Here is a 20,887-nt window from a genome sequence, read left to right as displayed (position 1 = left end):
AAAGAGCGAAGACCGGCAATTTTGTCAGCCGGTCTTCGCTCAGGTAAACGTTAACGCCCTATTAATTATTCCAGTTATTTCCTTTTAATTCAATCAAAGTATTCGGGCCTGGAAAGGTTAATTCTATCTTTTGGTCCAGATAGGATACGGTTACTCTTGATTCTGCAATAGAGCGAATTCTGGTATTGAATAGACGACCATTTTCCCATTCCAGATCTATTTCAAATCCGCCACGAGCCCGAATACCACGAATATATCCTTTTGGCCACGCTGCCGGCAAAGCAGGTAACAATCTGATTACTTCGTTATGACTCTGGAGAAGCATCTCTGCTATACCTGCAGTACCTCCAAAGTTCCCATCAATTTGAAATGGAGGATGGTCACAAAACAGATTGGGTAATGTGGAGGAACGTAGAAGTTCCACGATGTTATCGTGTGCAAGTTCCGACTCCTCTAATCGTGCCCACATGTTGAGAATCCACGCCCTGCTCCATCCTGTGTGTCCACCACCGTGTTCCAGTCTTCTGTCGAGTGTTACACGAGCTGCCTTGGCCAGATCAGGCGTTGATTGCAACGTAATTTGCGTGCCAGGATGCAAAGCGAATAAATGGGAAATATGTCTGTGTCCAGGTTCCATTTCATCATAATCGTTACTCCACTCTTGGATCTGGCCATGTTTGCCAATGGAGGTCTCCGGTATTTTGGTTAAAGCACTACGGAGCACATCTCCAAATTCCTGATCTTCTTGCAAGATCCGGTTACTTTCAATGCAACGCGTGAAGAGTTCTCTAATAATCTGATTGTCCATTGAAGCACCAAAACATAAAGCTCCCGACTCTCCATTATCTAATATATAGCGATTTTCCGGTGAGGATGAAGGACATATCACCCAATTACCGGAAGGATCCTCTATTAGATAATCCAGAATAAACATAGCCGCATCTTTCATCGTGGAGTAGACTTTTTTGAGAAACTGAACATCCTTATTGTATTCGTAGTGGTCCCATAGATGTAATGAAAGCCATGCTCCTCCCATGGTCCAAAACGTCGATGTCATGCATACATCCTGCGGTGCAGCGTCTGCCCAGATATCCGAATTGTGATGAGCAACGAACCCCTTGCATCCATACATGGTTCTAGCGGTTTCCTTTCCCCGGACTTGCAGTCGATCTATAAAATCAAACAATGGAATGTGACATTCAGACAGATTGCAGCTTTCTGCAGGCCAGTAGTTCATCTGTGTATTAATATTAATCGTATATTTGCTATCCCATACAGGAAGCATGTCTTTATTCCAGATCCCTTGAAGGTTTGCCGGTAAAGAACCTGGACGGCTGCTTGAGATAAGCAGATAGCGACCAAATTGAAAGTATAGACCCATCAGTTCCGGATCATGCTTACCAGCTCTAAGCCGCTCAAGGCGCTGATCGATTGGAAGTTCGGAACATATCACATCTTTATTTTCATCTTCGAGATGTATATCCATCTTTTCGAATAAGGATTGATAGTCCAAGACATGATCAGCGAGCAGTTCGCTATATGGTTTTGCGGAAGCAGCATCAATTCTGCGGAGGCACTCCACTTCGAGTTGTTTCTTGGGTACTCGGAAATCCGTGCAAGCCGTGATTAGAATAGTCGCTGAATTACCATCCTTCAGAGAAAGCTGACCGCTTGAATAATGAACCTGCCCCCCTTCAGATATAAGGCGAATCCCGCAACAAAATCGAATTCCTTCTTCTCCCCCACTTCTTCCCCGGATGATCAAGTCATTCGTTCCACGCTTCTCGATCCGGTCCAGATAGGATTGGAAACCAACAGGATGCTTAAGAATATCGGAATAGGGTGTTGATTCCAGAACGGTTCCCCTGCCAAAAATAGTGGAGAAAGATAACTTTCCAGGCACGCTAGATTTGAGATGAACAACGAGCACTTGATCCGGGTAGCTAGAAAAATAATCACGGCTGTACATGGATTGATCTGCGGTATAATTCACGTTTACCTTGCCTTGTTCCAGATCGAGATGTCTTTGATATCCATTCGGTTCATGTTCACTGTGATCCATAGCGATATAGAAGTCCCCTAATGGCTCATAATGCCTTTGCCCGTCAGGAACACCTACCAGAGTATCTGCTGCGAGTTCTTCTGCTTCCCTAATCTTACCGTCAAAAATCAGGCTTCTGATCTGAGATAAAGATTCAAGTGCTTGAGGATTATTCCGCTGCATCGGACCACCATACCACAGACTATCTTCATTAAGCTGAATTCTCTCGATCTGTGTTTTCCCAAAAATCATGCCTCCAAGAGTTCCATTTCCGATAGGCAATGCCTCTTCCCATGTTCCAGCAGGTTGATTAAACCAGATATTTTTGGTCTTCACGTTAAAACCTCCAACGAATTATAATTCCTCACATTTTTCATGTTTAGTGTGTTCCGTTTGTATGTTCTTTCAGTGTACTGTAATCTCTTAAGCATCTAAATGAACAAAATTAACTTGAATTATCACAATCTTATCCCAGCATTAGAGGTGTAATCGTAAATTCCGAAACTGACAGTACAAATTCTTTGTTCTGGACAAGGATATATAGCTATTGGCAATAAAAAAAGCCGCTATAATAGCGGCTCTGTTTCGTTCATTTCAGCTAGTTTACATGAAGCTTGGCGTAATTTATAAGATATTTCGCTCCATTTGTTGCATGAATTGCCTCAATATCAGCCGATCTTCCGAAGAAATGGATTGAAGGAGTTTCTCTTGCTGCTCTCTCCATTTATACTCAACCGGTTTTTCTAATTCTTTGCCCTTATCGGTTAGAAAAATACGCATGATCCTTGCATCCTGTACATCACGTTTGCGATATATAAATCCGTTCTGTTCCAGTGATTTGACCATGTTTGTAACCGTTGGTGGTTCGCATTTCATATGTTCACTTAGTTGCATCTGTGTTACCCCATCACCCAACCACAGCCGATACAACAAATTATCTTGTCCTACATAGAGATTAAGTTCCCGAAGAGATTCACTATAATTTCGTCGCATTTGGGAGGAAATTCGATCTAAAGACTGTCGAATTTCACAATCTACTATATCTGTCATGAACGATCCCTCCCTAACATCCGAATTATATTTAGCAGACTAAATGTATCATGTGGATATATAGGTGTCAATTCACCTTAGTTTCGTCTTTAAAAGGGGCTTTTCCTATCCAAGTTTCGCCAGAAAAATTGGTTTAGTCCTTATTTTTTGGCAAAACCTTGCTTGTTCAAATAGGCCATCATTTGTGGTTGAATACTTCTCTCGAGGTGATCCTGGATATGGTCACTCCATCCTTTTACTTTTTTTACGGTGAAAGGAGCTCTCGTCGGACGATTCTCATAATACTTCAGCATGGTCTCATCATAGATTGCTAATTTCTCTTGATCCATTGGTTGGTATTGATTATCAAGCAATACCATGGATTGAGGGAGCCGAGGTTTCAGTTCCGGCTTATCTCCAGCTGGATTCCCGATACATAATCCCACCAGAGGGATAACATATTTAGGTAAATTCAATACGTCAGATAGTTCGCTTATATTGGCTCTGACCCCACCAATGAACACTCCGCCAAGTCCCATCGATTCAGCCGCAGTTAACGCATTTTGTGCCATCAGGCCGGCATCGAATGAACCAATCAACAGAAATTCAATATATTCAATATCCACATCCGGAGCGATTTCATGATTTCGGTTGAAATCAGCACAGAAGACCCAGAATTCTGCCGCTTCTTCAATATAGGGTTGATCGACACAGAGATGTCTGAGTTTTTTTCGAAGTACTGGATCTGTGATGCGAATAATAGATACCGCCTGAAGAAGACTGAACGATGAAGTTTGATTCGCTGCCTGAAATATTGCATCTATTTGTTCCTCAGTTAGAGGTTGAGATGTGTAAGAACGAAACGATGTATGGTTATGAAGCAATTCGATTGTGTTATTCATTAAAAACCTCTCCTTTATTCGTTGATTCCATTTCCCTGCAATCCGTATTCGTAAGGAACGCCCATATTCTCGCGTAGTGTTTTTCCTTCATATTCCTTATGGAACAAACCGCGTTCCTGCAAGATAGGTACTACCTGATTCACAAAATCTGCAACGCCATCAAAAGATACATCGGGCACGACTGAGAATCCGTCACATGCTTCAGCCAAAAACCATTCTTCCAAGAAGTCAGCAACCTGTGTCGGGGTGCCCGCAACGACCGGATGATAATTGATGACCCCGTGAGCGAGAACATCCCTTACAGAGAGTCCTTCTTTTAATAACTTTAAGGCTCTCGGAGAACGTGGGTCCATGGGATTGGCATATGCATTTTTCAACAAATCTCCCGCTAAAGGTTGATCTATATCTACGGAGTTTACCGATAAGGGTAAACCAACCATGGATCCGAGGTAACTTACCCTGCTGGGGATTTCCTGAGGATTGAAGCTCATAAGCTGTTTCCGACGATCCAGAGCTTCTTCCTCCGTTGAAGCCAGAGAAAACATAAAACCTGCAAACATTTTGATATCATCGGGGTTTCGACCGAAACGTGCAGCACTTTGCCTTATGGCTTGTCTGTGTTCACGGGCAGACGTAATATCATAAGGATTAGCGTACACTCCCGAAGCATATTTCCCAGCTAATTCTAATCCTTCACCTCCTCCCCCTGCCTGGAAAATCACTGGCTGTCCTTGCTCAGAGGGCGGAATGGGCAAAGGACCACGAGATGCATAATAATGACCCTGAAGGTTTATAGGCTGGATTTTGTCCATATCCGCAAATTCCCCTCCTTCTACATTTAACGTCCAAGCGTCTTGTTCCCAACTACCCCACAAGGCCTGAACAATTTGTATGCTTTCATGTGCCTTGTCATAGCGTTCTTGGCGATTTTCAACCCGGGCACCGAAATTAGCCGCCGCTAGGGGGTCGGATGTGGTAACTGCATTCCATCCCACACGTCCATGACTGATAACATCCAGTGCTTTGAACTGACGTGCAATGTTGTAGGGATAATTAAATGTTGTAGAGAGGGTAGCAACAAGCCCGATGTGTTGTGTCTCTCTTGCTACTGCCATCAGTGCCAACATGGGGTCCATAGGGGACATAGGCGTCTGGGGGCCTAAATTGTTGGATAATCCTGGAGTGTCAGCGATGAAAATCATTTGAAATTTTCCTTGTTCAGCTAATTTAGCCCGTTCTACATAACTATCCATATTGGTGTAAGCTGCAGGATCCGTGCCAGGCATTCTCCATGCGCTAAATTCGGCTCCATAACCCGAAACCATCTGTAAAGCCAGTTGCATTTCACTTCTTTTTTTCATAACGATTTTCTCCTTCGTTCTGGACAGGCACAGATATGTGTGACCTTTCTATAGTGTGAAAAAAAATTAGCTTGCTAAATATATTTATGGATCAATTTGTTCCGTTTAGTGAGGGTTATAGATATTGACGTTCACCTGTCTGAGCTGATTTCTCGACGGCATCCAGTAACTGATGAAGTTTCACCGCATCCGCGAAAGTAGGTGCTAAGGTAGTGCCTTCTTGAATATCTTTGGCAAACTTACGATAAGCCTGCGCCATGTTCAGAACAAATCCGGAGTCGTTATATAGAGAATGTGGAGCCGAGTAATAGGCATCGGGAATGGTTAGTTCACGAAGCTCGTTGTCCGTATATCCTGCACCGCGTAATTGATGTGATCCGAATTGAATGGATGCAGGGGCGCTCAGCACAATCGTACCGTTGTCTCCGAAAATTTCAAGTGTGAGTCCTGTCTGATGTTTGATTCCACCTTGAATATGAACACTGGCTGCTGCCCCATTAGTCAATTTTCCTGTAATCATGATCTGATCATCCGTTGTTTTCTTGATAACTTTCTGAATATCTACCAATTCAACTTCTGGAAACTGTTGAGCTGTGGTGGCAGACAATTCTGTAAAGTCCCCAAGCATGTAGGTAAATGCATCCAGATTATGGCCCCCTACAATGGTCAGCAAGTTCCCTCCAACTTTCCGGTCATACAAGTACGCACTCGACTTGTCACCAACGCCACCCATGCCATCAATGGAGATCTTCAGGTTGGCAGATAACACTTTACCCACATAACCTTCTGCCAATAAATCTTTTACATATTGAACGGCCGGGGCTTGTCTAGCCTGTAATCCAATCGCATTTGGCAGTTGTGCGGACGCTATCCATTCCTGCATTTCCAAGGCTTCATCTGTATTCGACCCCAGTGGCCATTCACAATAGATTGGTTTGCCAGCAGGCACGATGATTTTAAGGGCATTATAATGTTCCTTGACGTTAATACTGACAACGACCATATCCACATCAGGATGCTGAGCCAACTCCTCCATATTATCAAAGCCGTGATCTGCATAGAAAGCTTCTGCGCTTTTCTTTGCACTCACCATATTACTTGTCCCAACCGCTGTAAGCTCGAACTCATCCAGGTGCTCAATAGCTGGAATATGTGTGCCACTCGCCCATCCGTTATTAATTGAAGCACCTATGATACCTGTACGAATTTTTTTATTCATTGTTAAACATCTCCCTTATTAAAATTTACAGTATGATCGAATATCGGTTTGTCTCCAACCCTTATCAGTCACTCATTTCTATGATATATTTATTTAGCTTGCTAACTATTTAATCGAGATAACATTCTTATTCTTTCACATTTTAGGTAAACTAAAATTGTTTTGGTGTTGACACCATCATAGGTGTATTTGTTTTGTTAGCAAAGAGGGCAATTTAAATGAACATAGTACATCTTTTTGTACCTTTGGATCAGGAGTGATATGAATGAGAGTTTGCAATGAAGGATTTGAACAAGAGTTTATAGATGGGAAAAGTGACATGTACGCCATAGCTTTTACTCAGAATGTCCTTTCTGGGCGTTGGAAATATTTTATCTTATGGTACCTAAAAGACGAAACACGGCGATATACGGATATCAAAAAATTTCTTGGAGATCTGTCTCAAGGCTCCCTCACAAAGCAGCTTAAAGAGTTAGAGAATGATGGTGTTATCCAACGCGATGTATATCCGGAAGTTCCTCCGCGAGTTGAGTATTCGTTAACAGACAAGGGAATGAAGTTACTACCGATCCTTGAAAAGATGGAGGACTTTGGCAAAGAATACGGCTAAGCAACTTAAACTAGGCTTCCATATTACTTATCTTTGTTAAAGGGGGGATGATATGTTTTTCTTCTTTTTCTTTCTGTTGCTTGGAATGATTGGTTTATTCTTTGGCGTTCGAGCACTGAGACGACCTAACTCGTGGCCTTTTAATCGTACGAAGGATGAACTTCATGAATACGATATGATGGGTATCAAGTTTAGAGGTATTTTTCTCCTTGCTTTTGGCACTGTTCTGACTATCGCCTCTTTCAGACTTCTACTTATTTAATAAAATCCAAAAAAAGCCGCTAATATAGCGGCTCTCAATCGAATATAAAATACCCCACTATGATTAAGATTATCGACATCCCGTACAGTAATAGAGGAAAAAACGTATTTTTTCTTATGTTAATCGTATAGACAAATAAAGTTGCTATTGTAGCAACTTTATTAAAAGGCATTTTTAGATTTCTTAAACATTTTCAGGTTCATAAATTCCGTAACCATTCTTGCCATTCTTTTTAATCTTGTACATGGCTCCATCCGCATGTCTCAGAAGTTCGGAAGGCTCCTGTCCATGTTTGGGAAATAGGCTGATACCAATACTCATCGAAAGGTTGATATAGTTTCCAGCAATTTTGAAATGGGTACTGAATGCAGCTTCCAATCTTTTAGCGATAATTTCAGCATCGTGATCATCTTTCAGGTGGCTTAAAATGATGAATTCGTCCCCGCCAAGCCGTGCTACTGTGTCCGTACTTGGAATCGTTTCGCTTAATCGCTTTGCCATCTCCAGCAACACTTGATCGCCAACATGGTGTCCATATGTATCATTCACTTGTTTAAACCCATCAGCATCCACAAACATAATGGCAAGTTTATTATGGTTTCTTTGAGCATGACTGATAGCCCAGGCAAGACGGTCATTATAAGCAAGACGATTAGGCAGACCTGTAAGTGGATCATGCAAAGACAAATGTTTGCTGATTTTCTCGGAGATTTTGATTTTGGCGTACTCCGTCTCCAGTTCTTTGATCAGATTTTTAAGTTTATATACCCTGGTATTGGTGTTTGTCATGTCAGTAATCTGAATAAGGGCATAACTCCGATCCTCATGATAGAGTGGTTCAACATGCATATTTTGTCTGAATAATTGTTCATCCTCTCCTTCATTAGGAAGAATGAAGGCCTTATGTAACGCGCTTGAGCAAAATCTGCTCTGTCCATGATACAGCGCATTTTGCAAAATATTTAAATACATGTTCGACTTAAACCGTGGGCAGACCTCAAGTAGATTCAAGCCTATTACCTCTTCTGCATTTTTGCCAGTAAAGCGCTCCAACCAGGCATTCCACACAACAACTTTCAAATGCCTGTCCACGATCATTATTCCCATATGGGCTTTGTTCAAAGCTTGTGAAATAAGATTATCCATTGTCCGCCTCCAACAAAGCGTCCATTTTGGCCAGCAGGCTCGATATGGAGTTCATACTTAATGCTATGACAATGATACCTGTCACATCCGTATCGGCAAGTAAAAACGAGGTATGTAAAACCAGGACATAGACTTCATTTTGAAGCAATATTTGTTGATCGGAATTGGTGACATAGATCAGTTCAATATCAGGCAGGACGTATTCCAGTTTCATCTCCAGGAAATTACCGAATTCTCCAATAATGGCGTTAAGCAGGACATTGCTAACTTCCTTCAAAACGTCCAAATCCGTGTCCATCAGGTTCGGATCGTTCGGTATAACGCTCTCACCCAGTTCTCCAAGACAGATGTTTGCCAATACTTTAGCCTGCTCAACAGGAAACATCAGAAATGCTTTTCCCTGAAATTCATATCCAAACTGTAAGGATGACCTAAACAGGTGACCTTCACTAAAGAAAATGTTGTATCTTCGATCTCCAGGATCAACATCGGATATAGAGATTAGTTCCACTTCTGGAATATTCAAAACGATACGCTTGTCTACAATCTCTGACAACATGTTAGCCGCTTGTCCCACGTAAACGTTCACTAGTTCAGTTAGCAAATCCTTCTGTAAATCATTCAGCATGATAGGCCGCCTGAATCAGTTGAATCATGGTAGTTGCCTTCTCGGCGGTTAAAGGTTTATTCAAAAAACCAGAAATGCCTAACATTTCAACTTCATCCCTAGTTGTCTTCTGAATATCTGCAGATAAGATAATAATTTTGACATTGCTATCCGTTTCTCGAATCATTCGCAGCATTTCTTGTCCGTTCAAACCAGGCATTAGCAGGTCGGTGGTTATAAAATCAGGTTGAAATTCCTTGAATAGGTTGTATCCTTGCTCTCCATTGTTAGCAATCTGAATCTCGCATTCTGGAATATGATCAACAATCAGCTTTGTAAGTAATTTCTGTACGAAAATGGAGTCTTCCACAATTAATACTTTCATTTTCTCTTCAGTCTCCTTGATAAAATGGTAAGAGCTCGGGATGGTCAGGCGCTGTGGACAGTTCTTGATATAGGGCTTTCGCGCGCAGTGGCACCCTGAAAAGAGACTGACTGGTGAATCAAGTAAATATAAATTATAGTAACTTTAATTTAATTGTCAACAACATTATTGAATAAGTTAGATTCGTGTACAATTGACATACTACGGTCCGCCGTTTAAAAAACATGAAAAAACGGTCACCTAGTGACCGTTTTTGATCGGTTATCTGGAACTGCATTAAGTTTACTCTTTTACCCCTCCAAGCTGCAAGCCATGAACGAAATACTTCTGCAAAAATGGATATACGACTAAGATGGGTAATGCGGCAACAATCGTAATCGCTGCCCGAATAGATACAGGTGTGACCATGTTGCGCGCAGCGCCAAGATCTGCACCATTGGCGACGGCTGCACTGCTGTTGGAATTCATAGAAGATGATAATAGTTTCATCAACTCATATTGCAGCGTGCTCAGGTTTTGTTTGGAAGATGCATACAGAAACGTATCAAACCAAGAATTCCATTGACCCACTGCAATGAACAGTGCAACAGTAGCCAGAACCGGTTGGCACAGCGGTAGAATAATGGAAATGAATGTTCTGAAATCTCCAGCACCATCAATTTTGGCGGATTCGATCAATCCCTCGGGTAGTGTCTGGATATAGGTTCGAATAACAATCATATTAAAGGCACTGATCAGCCCAGGAATAATGTACACCAGGAAGTTGTTTAACAAATGCAAATCTTTCATTAGGAAGTAAGTTGGAATAAGACCTGCACTAAAATACATCGTAAGAACAACTGTAATGGTAATGGGCTTTCGTAATATATAATCTTTTCGGCTTAGTGTGTAAGCCAGCATGGAGGTTAAGAATAGACTTAACACTGTCCCCAAAACCGTTCTCGCCACAGATATACCAAAGGCGCTGAAGATGGTCCCTCCTGCAAATACTGCTCTGTAGTTCTGATCTGTCCATACCCGAGGCCACAGATAAATCCCACCCCGGATGGTGTCATTACCGGCATTGAAAGATACGGCGAGTGTATTCACAAACGGATACAGGGTAACAATCGCGATTGCGATCATCAGTATACCATTTAACGTATGGAAGACAATCGGTTCAAGCCGAGATTTATTGATTCCCATCTCTAGTCCCCCTTATATTAATCGGTCTTCCCCGAGCCGTTTGGAAATTGAATTCGCCGCAAAGATCAGCGTGATACTAACTACTGTTTTGAAGATACCTGCCGCAGTAGCCAAAGAATAATTCCCGATCTGTAGTCCATATTTCAGGACAAATATATCTATCGTCTGTGACCAGTCGACAACCACACCATTACCTAACAGATACTGAACCTCGAATCCAGCTTCCAAAATCCAGCCCATATTCATGATCAGCAAAATGATAACAATGGATTTGATTCCGGGTAAGGTCACATACAGCATTTTCTTATATCGGTTCGCACCATCAATCTCTGCCGCTTCATAGAGGGAAGGATCGATAGACGTGATGGCCGCCAAATAAATAATGGCATTCCAGCCAACTTCTTTCCATACATGGGATGCGCCTACAATGCCCCAGAAGTATTCCGGAACGCTAAGCCACATGATAGGTTCTTGAATGATATTCAGCTTCATGAGTACCACATTCACAATCCCACCATCTACAGATAGTGAACTTGCTACGATACCTGTCACAATAATCCATGAGAGAAAGTGAGGTAAATACGATATTGTTTGAATGGTTCGTTTATATAACTTATGTTTGATCTCATTAAGTAAAATGGCAAATATAATTGCTGTCGCAAATCCGAGTACCATATTGATTACGCTCATCGCAATGGTATTACGAAGCACGTTAAGAAATGCATCGTCTGTTAGCAAAAACTTAAAGTGTTTGAGCCCGACCCATTCCTGCTGGGTGAAACTCTTCGCAGGACTGTAATTCTGAAAGGCCATAACCCAGCCCCAAATGGGATAATACGAGAATACGAGAATGTACGCAACGATGGGCAATGACATGAACATGAGTTGTCTTTGTCCGCGCAATCGTTTTAACAGTGGTGCTTTGGTAACGACTGTACGGGTAGTTTGCTCTGGTATGGCTCCAGGCGTGTTCGCCATCTTTCACTCCTCCTATTGGCTTGCAGCGACTTTATGCATGATATCCTCGGAAGGCACTCACCTGAGTAATCCTTTGGTTGATACCTTCCGAGAGAATCATTGCCGCATTTTTTTTATTTAACAGACCAGTTCTCGATTCTCCATTTCAGTTGTTCATTAATCCGGTCTTCATAGGATTTGACATCGATTTTCTTGTAAGCGTCTACATATTCAGTCCAAATGTTATCGAACTCATCCGGTTTTGACATGATCGCCTTAGGCAAGAATTTCAACGAAGTGTCTGTCATTTGTTTGTTCGCTACCGCAGCATCAGAGCCTTCTTTCAGATCGACCTGCCATGCTGGATAGTACACTGGATTTTCTGGTGCAGGAGAGAAGAAGTCGCTCCACGTTTTGAAGCCATATGCATCCAGAAGTTCTTTATCTTCCGGTTTGAGGTTGTCATAGAATTCCTCAGGTTGGTTGATCGCTCCAATTGCATTGCCATCTTCAAATGTTCCTTCGAGCTTTGGTGCAGCAGCGTAGAAACCTTCAGCTTTGTTAACCAATCTCCATGCCGGATCATCCTGCTCTGTCCGTTGCTCTGGTGTACGATAGAATCTTCCCTCTTCATTCACTTGATAGTCTACACCCTCTTCACCCCATGACAAGAGCTTCTGGTACTTCTCGTCCATAAGCTTATCGAGGAATTTGATGAGTGCGACTGGGTCTTCGGCATCTTTACTGATACCAAAACCATTGTTCAAGTTAATGACCGGACGATCCAGATAATGATCTGTGATACTTGTATCATAGACAAGCGGGAAGCCTACGTATGTCTGGCCAATTTTCCCCTGTGCTACGAGTGGGTCTTCGCCGGCTTGGAAATTCCAGTGCTGGTCGAACATACTAAGCACACGTCCCGAAGAAATTTTAGCCAAATATTGATCATAGTTCTGAACAAAGGCTTCTTTATCCAGCAATCCCTCGTTATACAGATTGTTTAGTTCTTTATAATACCGTTTGGAGATATCTTTGTCGGCAAAAACGGTTGCGACTCCACTATCATCTACGACTACGCCCCCGTCATTGGGGTGACCCGTAAGATGTTCAGGTGGGTTAAGCAAAGGGAACGTCCGCCAGTCTGAAGCCAATGTAGTGAAACCAATCGTCGGTTGACCATCAATAGTTGGATTCTTGGCTGCATAATCACGGATCAACTTTGTGAAATCATCCAACGTTTTAGGAGTCGGGTACCCGGCATCCTTCAGTATGGACTTTTGAATCCAGAATGCAGGACCAGAATAATAGTTACTAATGAACTCCCCTGTATACACACCATAGTTAGGCAACCAGTAAATATGTCCATCACTGGAGTCTTTCATCCGGTTCCAGTCTTTACCGAAATGTTTCTTCAGATTAGGTGCATGCTCTTCAATGAGATCTTCGAGCGGAATAACCGCACCGGCTGATACCAATTTGGTATCTGCTGTGATCAAGTCAGGGAAATCGCCACCGGCAATCATAACGCCGAGCTTCTGTTGAAGATCACCCACAAGAAACTCCATCTCAAGATTGACGCCGAGTTCATCCTGGATCTTCTTGTAGATTCGGTTATCTTTAGCAGGCGCCTGATTTGGCGTTCCGATAAAGGCCGTGATATTCAGTACCTCTTTCCCATCCTTTGTAGTCGTTTTCTCATTGTCACCGCTGCATCCTGCAAGTGCCAAACTCAAAGCCAGAACGAGTGATACGGAACCCCAAAGCTTCTTTTTCTTAAGTCCCCCCATGTACTTGCCCTCCTTGGAAGTGGTATGTCTTACTGTTTTTAGTATGAAGAAATGTATGCGGTTACAAAATATATACATTTAAGGTCTACCCCCCTGTAATTGTAGGTCTTATTCAGGAGGGGTTCTTCTTTTTCATGGATCAATTCGCATACTTTTGCCTGTATTCTACAGGTTTCATGGCTGTTCGTCTTTCGAAGTGTCTAAGAAAATGCTGGTAACTGCGGTACCCTACCTGCTCTGCAATCGCACTGGATGTTTGATTCGTCTGCTGGAGCAGACGCTTCGCTTCTTCCATTCTTAGATCATGTACTACCTCGATTACACCCTTACCATACTTTCGCAAAAAGGATTGCCCTAAATGGACAGGGTTCACGTAGAATCGTTCTGCGAGCTCCTGGATCGTAAATGTCTCCCTGTAATGCATCTGCACATATTCAGCAACCGTTGCCTGGATGCCACCCATTTGCCTTTCCCGGAAAATAGCCAGTTCTGACTTGCATTGCAAACAGAAATGTTCCAGATTGTTAGCAACCTCTTCTATATTTCGATGGCCCTTCTCCAGAATTCCACTCGCCAATTCATTCATTAGAGAATTAGGTTCTCCTCCTAATTCTCTGCACAGGGACAGTCCGCGGAATATAATATGGGTAGAGAAAATATGTACAATCTCTGGCGCAGCCTTCATCTGTACAAACAGTTCAAAAGCACTCCGAATCGCAGACGAGAGTTCCTCTACAGAACCGTTTTCAAGCAAATCGCAAATATGGTCCACCTCTGACAGCGTTTCCGGATCAAACTGCCAATTCTCCAGCTGAATATCTTCGGCAAACAAAAGACGCTCTTGGTTAAAAAATAAATAACGCCCAACTTCCTGAGCGGAGCGGAAGGATTCAGATAAATGCTCCAGTTTGTTGACCGTTAATCCAACCGCGATATGAATTTCTTCGCAGCCGTTATGTTGCATATTGTTCATCAAACGCTGGGTAAAAGCTTTAATTGCCTCAAATGTCTCATTCCTATCATTCGTTTCCTCCCCCCATACAAGTCCCAATGAGTCTCTTGTTCTGTCTATCACATAACAGCAAGTTGTTTCTTCAGCCGTTTGTTCGACTACTGAACAGACTTCTTGAATATCTCCCTGAAAGGCTATCCGCAGGTATGCCCAATGGGACTTGTTTAAACGAGGAAGGATCTCTGACATCTCCTCCTCCGATACATTTTGCTTATCCTTAATCAGTGCAGACAAAAACGCTTTGATCTTTTGCTCGTTTGCATGTTCCCTTATACGTTCCTGGGTTTCACGCTCCTGTAATTGCATACGGAGACGGACCAACATATCCTCTGCTTCTGTACTGTCAACCGGTTTGGTTAAATAGTTGGAGACACCTAATCGAATAGCTTGTCTGGCATAATTAAAGTCACTGTATCCACTCGTGATGACAAACAGCACAGACTCATGTTCCAATCGCCTTGCTTCTTCGACAAGTTCCAGCCCATTCATCACAGGCATACGAATGTCTGTCACCACGAGATCAGGTTGATCTTGTTCCATCATACGAATGGCTTCCTCACCGTTGGCGCACACACCTCTGATTTCAAAACCATACTTTTCCCAATTGATCAGAAGCTGTAACCCTTCAATGGCATACGGTTCATCATCGACTAACAGTACTTTGTACATGAGAGTTTACCTCCTATTTCCTCTGTTCCAGCTTGGAGATCGGTATACGGTACCCTGCAATAGTTTCCTTTCCAGGTACACTGCTTAGATCAAATATCGCATTTCCTTCATAAAAGAGTTCCAACCTGCGGTAGACATTGCGGAGTCCTACATGCTCGCCGTTCCTGGGTCTTTCAGAACGGATATCTCGCAGGAGCTCGGTTAGTCTCCCTGCATCCATACCGATTCCATTATCGATCACTTGAATAACCAGTTCAGACGTGTTTCGTCTCGCCGTTATCTTGATCTCCCTTCCATTTTTCCGCGCCTGCAAGCCGTGTTTGCAGGCATTTTCGACGAGCGGTTGAATACTCATTCGTGGAATAAGCAACGAAGCTGCATCAGGATCAACCTCGAAGGTGTAATCAAACAGCTCTCCAAAGCGAAACTTCTCAATCTGGAGATAAAGATTCGTAAATTGCAGCTCTTCTTGCAAAGGAATCAGATTGTCAGAATGACTGAGCAACTGTCTCATCAGTTTGGACAGACTTTTAATAATCTCAATTACTTCTGTATATCCATTCTTCGTACTAACGACCAGCAAGGCATTTAATGTGTTAAATAAAAAATGGGGATTCATCTGACTCTGGAGCATGGACAATTCAGTCCTCACTTGATCCAGCTCCAGATCTTTTTGACGGATTTCCAGTTTATATACGTCATTAATCAGCGTATGAATTTTACCAATCATGATGTTAAATGTACGAATAAGCCCGCCAATTTCGTCGCGGCCTTCGTGAATTTCAATCAGATCGAATCGTTCGTTACGAACCTTCTCCATATGTCTGGATAGCTTGCGAATCCGATAGTGGTAGGAACGCAAAATAATATAGATCAATACAGAGGGGACCACGATACTTAATGCGAGTAACCCCAAAATTGATTTAAAGGCTTCTTGCAGCAGGTGGTCAAGGTGACGCGTATCAGCAACTCCAATCAATTTCCAACCCTTTAGGTAGGCTAGATTCCCCAACGATTTTTCGAGCGTGTAAGCAGAATCCCCAGATTCCTTGAGCATTGATTCATTATCAGGGGGGGATAAGTCGGTTTCGCTGAACTCTCCACTTGAAACGACAGTTCGATTGTTGCTGTCCACCAGACGCAGCTGAAGACTGTCTGATTCACGATTTAAAATGCTATACACCCGGCTAAGTTCCAGATCAATCTTGGAATACTTGTTGTAATTTGCATAGGAAGTATAGGTGTCCATTTTGCCAATCACACTGATTCTTCTTCCCGCGTTAAATCCGGATGGCTCAATATAATCAACGACAAGAATGCCTCCACTGGTGGATTTCAGCTGTTTCAATCCAGGGAGTACATTCTTGTCTTTCATTACAATATAATGACTGCCCGTCTGAATGGTATCGTTGTCCGTATAAATACGCACCTCCAGAATATTCGCTGACATATACCGTGTTAATTTGTCACGCAGGAATGCATGGTAGACGTTGTAATAATCAACGGGGGAGTGATAGGTCCGATCCAGTGCCTCATAGAGCGAATCGTCTGCTGCAATAATTCGACTCAGGGCAACGCTCTCATCAATCATGCCAAGCAGTTCCCCCGCAGCCCTGTCGATGGATTTACGCAGATTTTCCTGTTCTCTAATCTTGATATCCGCAGAGGTGCGTTGATAAAAGAAGATATTAATCGTTATTACAGGAAGGAGAATACTAAGTACATAAATAAGCAGAAATTTGGATCGGAGAGGAATATCATTAACCTTACTGAACATCCAGAATTTATGACGCATATGATCACCCTTGGTTTTTGTTTTTATAGACTGACGGAAGCTCCCCTGTATGCGCTCTGAACTTTTGGGTGAAATATTCAGCATCATGATATCCTAGCCTGAATGCAATGTCAGTGATCTTCATATTGGTACGTCGCAGGAGTTTACGGGCCTCCTCAACACGAAGCTGGTGTACATAGTCACTGAAACTGACCCCCATCTCCCGCTTGAACTGTTGACCCAGATAGGCAGAATTCACGTGAATTCGATTAGCTACATCTTGTAATTTAATTTTACTTCGATAGTGTTGCTTCAATTCATTCACTGCTTCTGCAACCAGCCCTCCCGTACCCGTCTTTTGCTTCAATTCAGACTGGGAAAGTTGCTTGGACAGTCGAACACACAGGTCTTGCAATGTGCCGGAAGACCAACTCGCAGCCTCATGCCATTCTTTTTCACAGAGTATTTCTCTGCAACCCTCTCTTTTTCCATATTTACGTAGCAACTCCCCATGGATATATCGAATGACATGATGTATCCATTCCAACGAAACCTCTGCTTTTTTACTTTTCTCTAACAGTGCACTCACTGCAATATCGATAGAATACGTATTTTCTGATTCAATCAACGCCAAGATCTCTTTGGAGATGTTCATCATTTGCTCTAAATCATATTCTTCGCTTATCCGATATTCATTAAGATGATTCTCATCGGTTTCATCTGTAACCATGACTCCATTTTGCTGTTTTTGCTCATTTCTGCGTTTGTCCAGAGGTTCAATCATTTCCATAAGGATTTGGTGAATTTCCTCGGGAACAAGAGGTTTAAGCACATACTGATCGACCTGATACCGTATGGCTTGCTTCGCGTAATTAAAATCCGAGTATCCTGTAACGATAACAATTTTAGAGGTATAGGCGAGATCTTCTCGCAAGGTGTGAATCAAACCAAGACCATCCATAACAGGCATTTGAATATCAGTGACGACAAGATCCGGTTCAACCGAGTTGAATAAAGCAAGTGCTTCCTCCCCATCCGTTGCCGTTCCGCATAGTTCATATCCGCAAGCTCGCCAGTCAATCATCGTTCTCCATCCTTCTAGCATAAACGGTTCATCATCCGCGACAATGACCTTGTACATTAGCTCACCTCTCTTTTATCCTTGATCAGCTGCATGTATTTTATCTATATCTATAGGTAGATTCCAGTTGTTCTAGAAACGCTAAACAGCAGAACAACAGCAGGATTGTTGTCTGCTCGCACAACTTGGAGTACAAAATTTCCACCAGACCGTACTATAAGAACGCTCCGATTGTAGCGAAGCGTCGGGATAACAATTCAAGTGTAACGCTTACATTTTGGCACAACAACCTGTTAAACTATAGGTTTTCACCCGACAAAGTATAGGTTTAGCTCAGAAGTAATCTATTGTCAGGAAAAAGATTTTTCATTCTCCACGTACAATACGGAATCCTTGATCGGGACCAAAACCATTTGCATCAAATTTGCCTCGAAATGATATTTCATTGTTATTGACACCGCCAATCCAGCCTCCGCCTTTTACAACTCGCCAGGATGGATTGGGACTTTCCGAATCACTGTACCAGTCCCAGCACCATTCTCTCACATTCCCAGACATATCATAGATTCCTAACTCATTTGCCTTCTGAGTTCCGACTTTTTTGGTTTGATTACGGTTGCTCTCAATAGCGGGCCAGCTCCAGTCACCCGTCAGAATCTTCTCGCCGGCATTTACCCAGTACCAAGCAACTTCATCAGGATTATTACTTCCGCTGTATGTGTAATTTAAGCTCTTTTGACCCCCGCTTGCAGCGTATTCCCATTCCGCCTCTGTGGGTAAACGGTAACCGTTGGCGTCCTCGTTGATCGTTACAGTCCATTTTATATTGTCGTTTTCGTTGTGGTTATTCGTGTCCTGATTGTCTTTGTCTATATTGTAATAAGGTTTCAGGTTTTCTTTTATACTTTTTTGATTACAGTATTCCACTGCGTCATACCAGCTGACCATTTCAACAGGCAGGTCATCTCCCTTGAAGCCAGAAGGGTTTTCCCCCATAACCTCCATCCATTCTTTTTGAGTTACTTCGTATTTGCCAATATAGAAGGAATCCAGCGTTTCATTTTTATCAATCTGACTCGGCTTACTACTCTTGAAGGCTCCCCCTTCGACAAATACCAAGTCATCGTTTAATTTGGTATTACTTGCTGAACAAGCACTTAGACTAACAACTATAGCGATTAAAATTAACCATACCAGCTTCCTCATTCAATTATTCTCCTTTACTAAGCTTAAATCCGGCAACGTCGAGGTCGGTTAGTCTAGAGAATAACGTTACTCAACGCTACCGGAAAATTGAATTCAAATGCAGGTGCAGACGTTGAACTGCATCACAACATTTTTACCAAACCGTCACGTTTGCGCTTCCGCTGCTTTGATAACCTTCCGTTGCCATCACCTGATAGGACCAGCTGTTGCCTAAGTACATCCCTTTGCTCGCCCATGCATTCACATGATTACTGAACGTGATGGTAGAATTGACTCCGATCGGTCTCTTGGACTGTCTTACACTCCAATATTGAGGGAAAGTCTGCGTACCATCAATGGAAGGTGCATTATATCTCATCGTTGTATAAATGTCGTATGTGCCACCATCACTAGTCATTGAGCCCTTGTACGTGCCAGTCGGACGATATGTTCCCCAGCTATCCACCACGTAGTATTCAATGAGTGCGCCTCTTGTCCAACCATAGAAGGTCAGATATCCGTTACCTGATGGAGAAAATACACCAGCATTGTAATTGACTACTCGATTAGGTGTACCGTATGTCCACCCTTTCCCGACAACAAAGTTCCCGGTATTTTGCCAATTCACGCTGTAATTCCCGCCCGATCCATTCACGGCGTTGACCGTTCCTCCGCCATCTGTCCAATTTTGCCAATAATCTGTTGCTGCGCTCGATGTTGCTGCGAAGACACCAAAACTCATGGAAGCTGCAAGAACAACGGTTAACAATTTTTTGCTAAATTTGAACATAGATAATACCTCCTGATATTTTAATAGATTAGGTTGATGCTACAATCCGATATGAATGTTCTTCAGCAAATTCACTTGAAAAGACGTTGCGAAAACAGATACAGATCGTTCTTCCATACGAGCCAATCATGTCCTCCACTTTCCTCATGCCAAATGTGAGGGACTCCGTGTTGCGCCAAATATTGGTGAACCCCAAGACTAATCTCTATAAGATTGTCCTGTTCACCGCAAGAGATCCATAACAGCGAGAGTAATGAAGGCGCTTTCGAAAGATCAGGGACAAGTAGCTCCGGACTTCTGGTGTTTGGGGCTGCGGAGAAAGCACCGATCCATGCAAAATGGTCTAGATTACTTAATCCGATATTTAAGGATTGACCTCCACCCATGGATAAACCAGCAATCGCCCTTTTATCCCGGCTTTTATGCAAAGGGTAGTTCGACTCCATGTAAGGTATCAAATCGTTGAGCAAATCGGATTCAAACCGTTTAAATGCTTTGATTTTCTCAGGTTCAAACAGGTCTCCTTCAGCTCGGTCATTCGACATTGCACGACCGTTGGGGAAAACAATAACCATTGGCTCAAGCAAGTTATCGTTGTACAGATTATCGAGAATAATTTGGGGAGAACCATGAGTATGCCATTCGGTTTCGTCTCCACCAATACCATGCAAAAGAAAAAGTACAGGATACATCGTTGTCGAAGAAAATTCTGGTGGGGTGTACACCATCGCTTTACGGGAAGTGTCAACCGTGGTGGAAGGATACTCTACCGTCTCCATGACTCCACGTGGTATATTCTCCCGATACTGGTCATATCCCGTTACTGCTGGTGAGATCAATTCCATTCTCTTTTCCTCCGAACATATGAGTGACTATCAGTCT

At 42.8% G+C, this 20,887-nt stretch carries 18 protein-coding genes; 1 reads left to right on the top strand and 17 read right to left on the bottom strand.

Annotated features, from left to right (window positions below; genetic code table 11):
• Positions 1 to 61 precede the first annotated feature (61 nt).
• From QNO02_RS14720 to QNO02_RS14700, 5 genes are all read right to left on the bottom strand, one after another.
• Positions 62 to 2,377, bottom strand: a complete 2,316-nt coding sequence (locus QNO02_RS14720; protein WP_289392576.1) for a glycoside hydrolase family 95 protein — start codon at positions 2,375 to 2,377, stop codon at positions 62 to 64.
• A gap of 288 nt (positions 2,378 to 2,665) precedes the next feature.
• The gene (locus QNO02_RS14715; protein ID WP_289392575.1) at positions 2,666 to 3,091 is read right to left on the bottom strand and encodes a MarR family winged helix-turn-helix transcriptional regulator; all 426 of its coding nucleotides are present in this window, start codon (positions 3,089 to 3,091) and stop codon (positions 2,666 to 2,668) included.
• Between the two features lie 140 nt (positions 3,092 to 3,231).
• Positions 3,232 to 3,972, bottom strand: coding sequence for an oxygen-insensitive NADPH nitroreductase (gene nfsA / locus QNO02_RS14710; RefSeq protein WP_289392574.1), 741 nt, complete (start codon positions 3,970 to 3,972; stop codon positions 3,232 to 3,234).
• Positions 3,973 to 3,986: 14 nt separating this feature from the next.
• A complete protein-coding gene (locus tag QNO02_RS14705) occupies positions 3,987 to 5,333 on the bottom strand; it encodes an NtaA/DmoA family FMN-dependent monooxygenase (protein ID WP_289392573.1) in 1,347 nt (448 codons plus the stop codon).
• Between the two features lie 115 nt (positions 5,334 to 5,448).
• Entirely contained in the window at positions 5,449 to 6,552 is a 1,104-nt protein-coding gene (locus tag QNO02_RS14700; protein WP_289392572.1) for a Gfo/Idh/MocA family protein, read from the bottom strand.
• A 265-nt stretch (positions 6,553 to 6,817) separates the two neighbouring features.
• On the opposite strand from QNO02_RS14700, the gene QNO02_RS14695 reads away from it, so the two are divergent.
• A complete protein-coding gene (locus tag QNO02_RS14695) occupies positions 6,818 to 7,162 on the top strand; it encodes a winged helix-turn-helix transcriptional regulator (RefSeq protein WP_074095086.1) in 345 nt (114 codons plus the stop codon).
• A 445-nt stretch (positions 7,163 to 7,607) separates the two neighbouring features.
• Here QNO02_RS14695 and QNO02_RS14690 read toward each other — a convergent pair whose 3' ends face one another.
• The 12 genes from QNO02_RS14690 to QNO02_RS14635 form a co-directional block, all read right to left on the bottom strand.
• On the bottom strand, positions 7,608 to 8,570 hold the full coding sequence (locus tag QNO02_RS14690) for a sensor domain-containing diguanylate cyclase (RefSeq protein WP_133384779.1): 963 nt from the start codon (positions 8,568 to 8,570) through the stop codon (positions 7,608 to 7,610).
• Positions 8,563 to 9,198 (bottom strand): chemotaxis protein CheC, encoded by a 636-nt coding sequence (locus QNO02_RS14685; RefSeq protein WP_074095083.1) that lies wholly within the window; start codon positions 9,196 to 9,198, stop codon positions 8,563 to 8,565. Before QNO02_RS14685 ends, QNO02_RS14690 begins: the two co-directional genes overlap by 8 nt.
• A complete protein-coding gene (locus QNO02_RS14680) occupies positions 9,188 to 9,562 on the bottom strand; it encodes a response regulator transcription factor (protein ID WP_036615858.1) in 375 nt (124 codons plus the stop codon). Before QNO02_RS14680 ends, QNO02_RS14685 begins: the two co-directional genes overlap by 11 nt.
• A 282-nt stretch (positions 9,563 to 9,844) precedes the next feature.
• Positions 9,845 to 10,747, bottom strand: a complete 903-nt coding sequence (locus tag QNO02_RS14675; RefSeq protein ID WP_017688457.1) for a carbohydrate ABC transporter permease — start codon at positions 10,745 to 10,747, stop codon at positions 9,845 to 9,847.
• A gap of 12 nt (positions 10,748 to 10,759) precedes the next feature.
• The gene (locus QNO02_RS14670) at positions 10,760 to 11,725 is read right to left on the bottom strand and encodes an ABC transporter permease (RefSeq protein WP_084174602.1); all 966 of its coding nucleotides are present in this window, start codon (positions 11,723 to 11,725) and stop codon (positions 10,760 to 10,762) included.
• 113 nt (positions 11,726 to 11,838) lie between these two features.
• Complete coding sequence (locus QNO02_RS14665; protein WP_091030480.1) at positions 11,839 to 13,494, bottom strand: type 2 periplasmic-binding domain-containing protein; 1,656 nt, start codon at positions 13,492 to 13,494, stop codon at positions 11,839 to 11,841.
• A 139-nt stretch (positions 13,495 to 13,633) separates the two neighbouring features.
• A complete protein-coding gene (locus QNO02_RS14660) occupies positions 13,634 to 15,175 on the bottom strand; it encodes a response regulator (protein WP_289392570.1) in 1,542 nt (513 codons plus the stop codon).
• A 13-nt stretch (positions 15,176 to 15,188) separates the two neighbouring features.
• Positions 15,189 to 16,970 (bottom strand): sensor histidine kinase, encoded by a 1,782-nt coding sequence (locus QNO02_RS14655; protein ID WP_091030483.1) that lies wholly within the window; start codon positions 16,968 to 16,970, stop codon positions 15,189 to 15,191.
• 4 nt (positions 16,971 to 16,974) lie between these two features.
• A complete protein-coding gene (locus tag QNO02_RS14650; protein ID WP_289392569.1) occupies positions 16,975 to 18,090 on the bottom strand; it encodes a response regulator transcription factor in 1,116 nt (371 codons plus the stop codon).
• A 306-nt stretch (positions 18,091 to 18,396) separates the two neighbouring features.
• A complete protein-coding gene (locus QNO02_RS14645; protein ID WP_289392567.1) occupies positions 18,397 to 19,236 on the bottom strand; it encodes a formylglycine-generating enzyme family protein in 840 nt (279 codons plus the stop codon).
• A gap of 133 nt (positions 19,237 to 19,369) precedes the next feature.
• The gene (gene xynA / locus QNO02_RS14640; protein WP_091030490.1) at positions 19,370 to 20,005 is read right to left on the bottom strand and encodes an endo-1,4-beta-xylanase XynA; all 636 of its coding nucleotides are present in this window, start codon (positions 20,003 to 20,005) and stop codon (positions 19,370 to 19,372) included.
• Positions 20,006 to 20,076: 71 nt separating this feature from the next.
• Positions 20,077 to 20,850 carry an alpha/beta hydrolase gene (locus QNO02_RS14635; protein WP_289392566.1) on the bottom strand — a complete coding sequence of 258 codons (774 nt, stop codon included), beginning with the start codon at positions 20,848 to 20,850 and terminating at the stop codon, positions 20,077 to 20,079.
• Between the last annotated feature and the right edge of the window lie 37 nt (positions 20,851 to 20,887).

Source organism: Paenibacillus sp. PK1-4R (assembly GCF_030369595.1).
In the GTDB taxonomy this organism is placed as follows: Bacteria; Bacillota; Bacilli; order Paenibacillales; family Paenibacillaceae; genus Paenibacillus.
Note: the sequence above shows the minus strand (reverse complement) of the source record. Positions and strands in the feature narration are given on the sequence as shown.

Coding starts and splice junctions, on each gene's coding strand:
- QNO02_RS14715 (WP_289392575.1), bottom strand. CDS start 3,091: ATGACAGATATAGTAGATTGTGAAATTCGACAGTCTTTAGATCGAATT.
- nfsA (WP_289392574.1), bottom strand. CDS start 3,972: ATGAATAACACAATCGAATTGCTTCATAACCATACATCGTTTCGTTCT.
- QNO02_RS14705 (WP_289392573.1), bottom strand. CDS start 5,333: ATGAAAAAAAGAAGTGAAATGCAACTGGCTTTACAGATGGTTTCGGGT.
- QNO02_RS14700 (WP_289392572.1), bottom strand. CDS start 6,552: ATGAATAAAAAAATTCGTACAGGTATCATAGGTGCTTCAATTAATAAC.
- QNO02_RS14695 (WP_074095086.1), top strand. CDS start 6,818: ATGAGAGTTTGCAATGAAGGATTTGAACAAGAGTTTATAGATGGGAAA.
- QNO02_RS14690 (WP_133384779.1), bottom strand. CDS start 8,570: ATGGATAATCTTATTTCACAAGCTTTGAACAAAGCCCATATGGGAATA.
- QNO02_RS14685 (WP_074095083.1), bottom strand. CDS start 9,198: ATGCTGAATGATTTACAGAAGGATTTGCTAACTGAACTAGTGAACGTT.
- QNO02_RS14680 (WP_036615858.1), bottom strand. CDS start 9,562: ATGAAAGTATTAATTGTGGAAGACTCCATTTTCGTACAGAAATTACTT.
- QNO02_RS14675 (WP_017688457.1), bottom strand. CDS start 10,747: ATGGGAATCAATAAATCTCGGCTTGAACCGATTGTCTTCCATACGTTA.
- QNO02_RS14670 (WP_084174602.1), bottom strand. CDS start 11,725: ATGGCGAACACGCCTGGAGCCATACCAGAGCAAACTACCCGTACAGTC.
- QNO02_RS14665 (WP_091030480.1), bottom strand. CDS start 13,494: ATGGGGGGACTTAAGAAAAAGAAGCTTTGGGGTTCCGTATCACTCGTT.
- QNO02_RS14660 (WP_289392570.1), bottom strand. CDS start 15,175: ATGTACAAAGTACTGTTAGTCGATGATGAACCGTATGCCATTGAAGGG.
- QNO02_RS14655 (WP_091030483.1), bottom strand. CDS start 16,970: ATGCGTCATAAATTCTGGATGTTCAGTAAGGTTAATGATATTCCTCTC.
- QNO02_RS14650 (WP_289392569.1), bottom strand. CDS start 18,090: ATGTACAAGGTCATTGTCGCGGATGATGAACCGTTTATGCTAGAAGGA.
- QNO02_RS14645 (WP_289392567.1), bottom strand. CDS start 19,236: ATGAGGAAGCTGGTATGGTTAATTTTAATCGCTATAGTTGTTAGTCTA.
- xynA (WP_091030490.1), bottom strand. CDS start 20,005: ATGTTCAAATTTAGCAAAAAATTGTTAACCGTTGTTCTTGCAGCTTCC.
- QNO02_RS14635 (WP_289392566.1), bottom strand. CDS start 20,850: ATGGAATTGATCTCACCAGCAGTAACGGGATATGACCAGTATCGGGAG.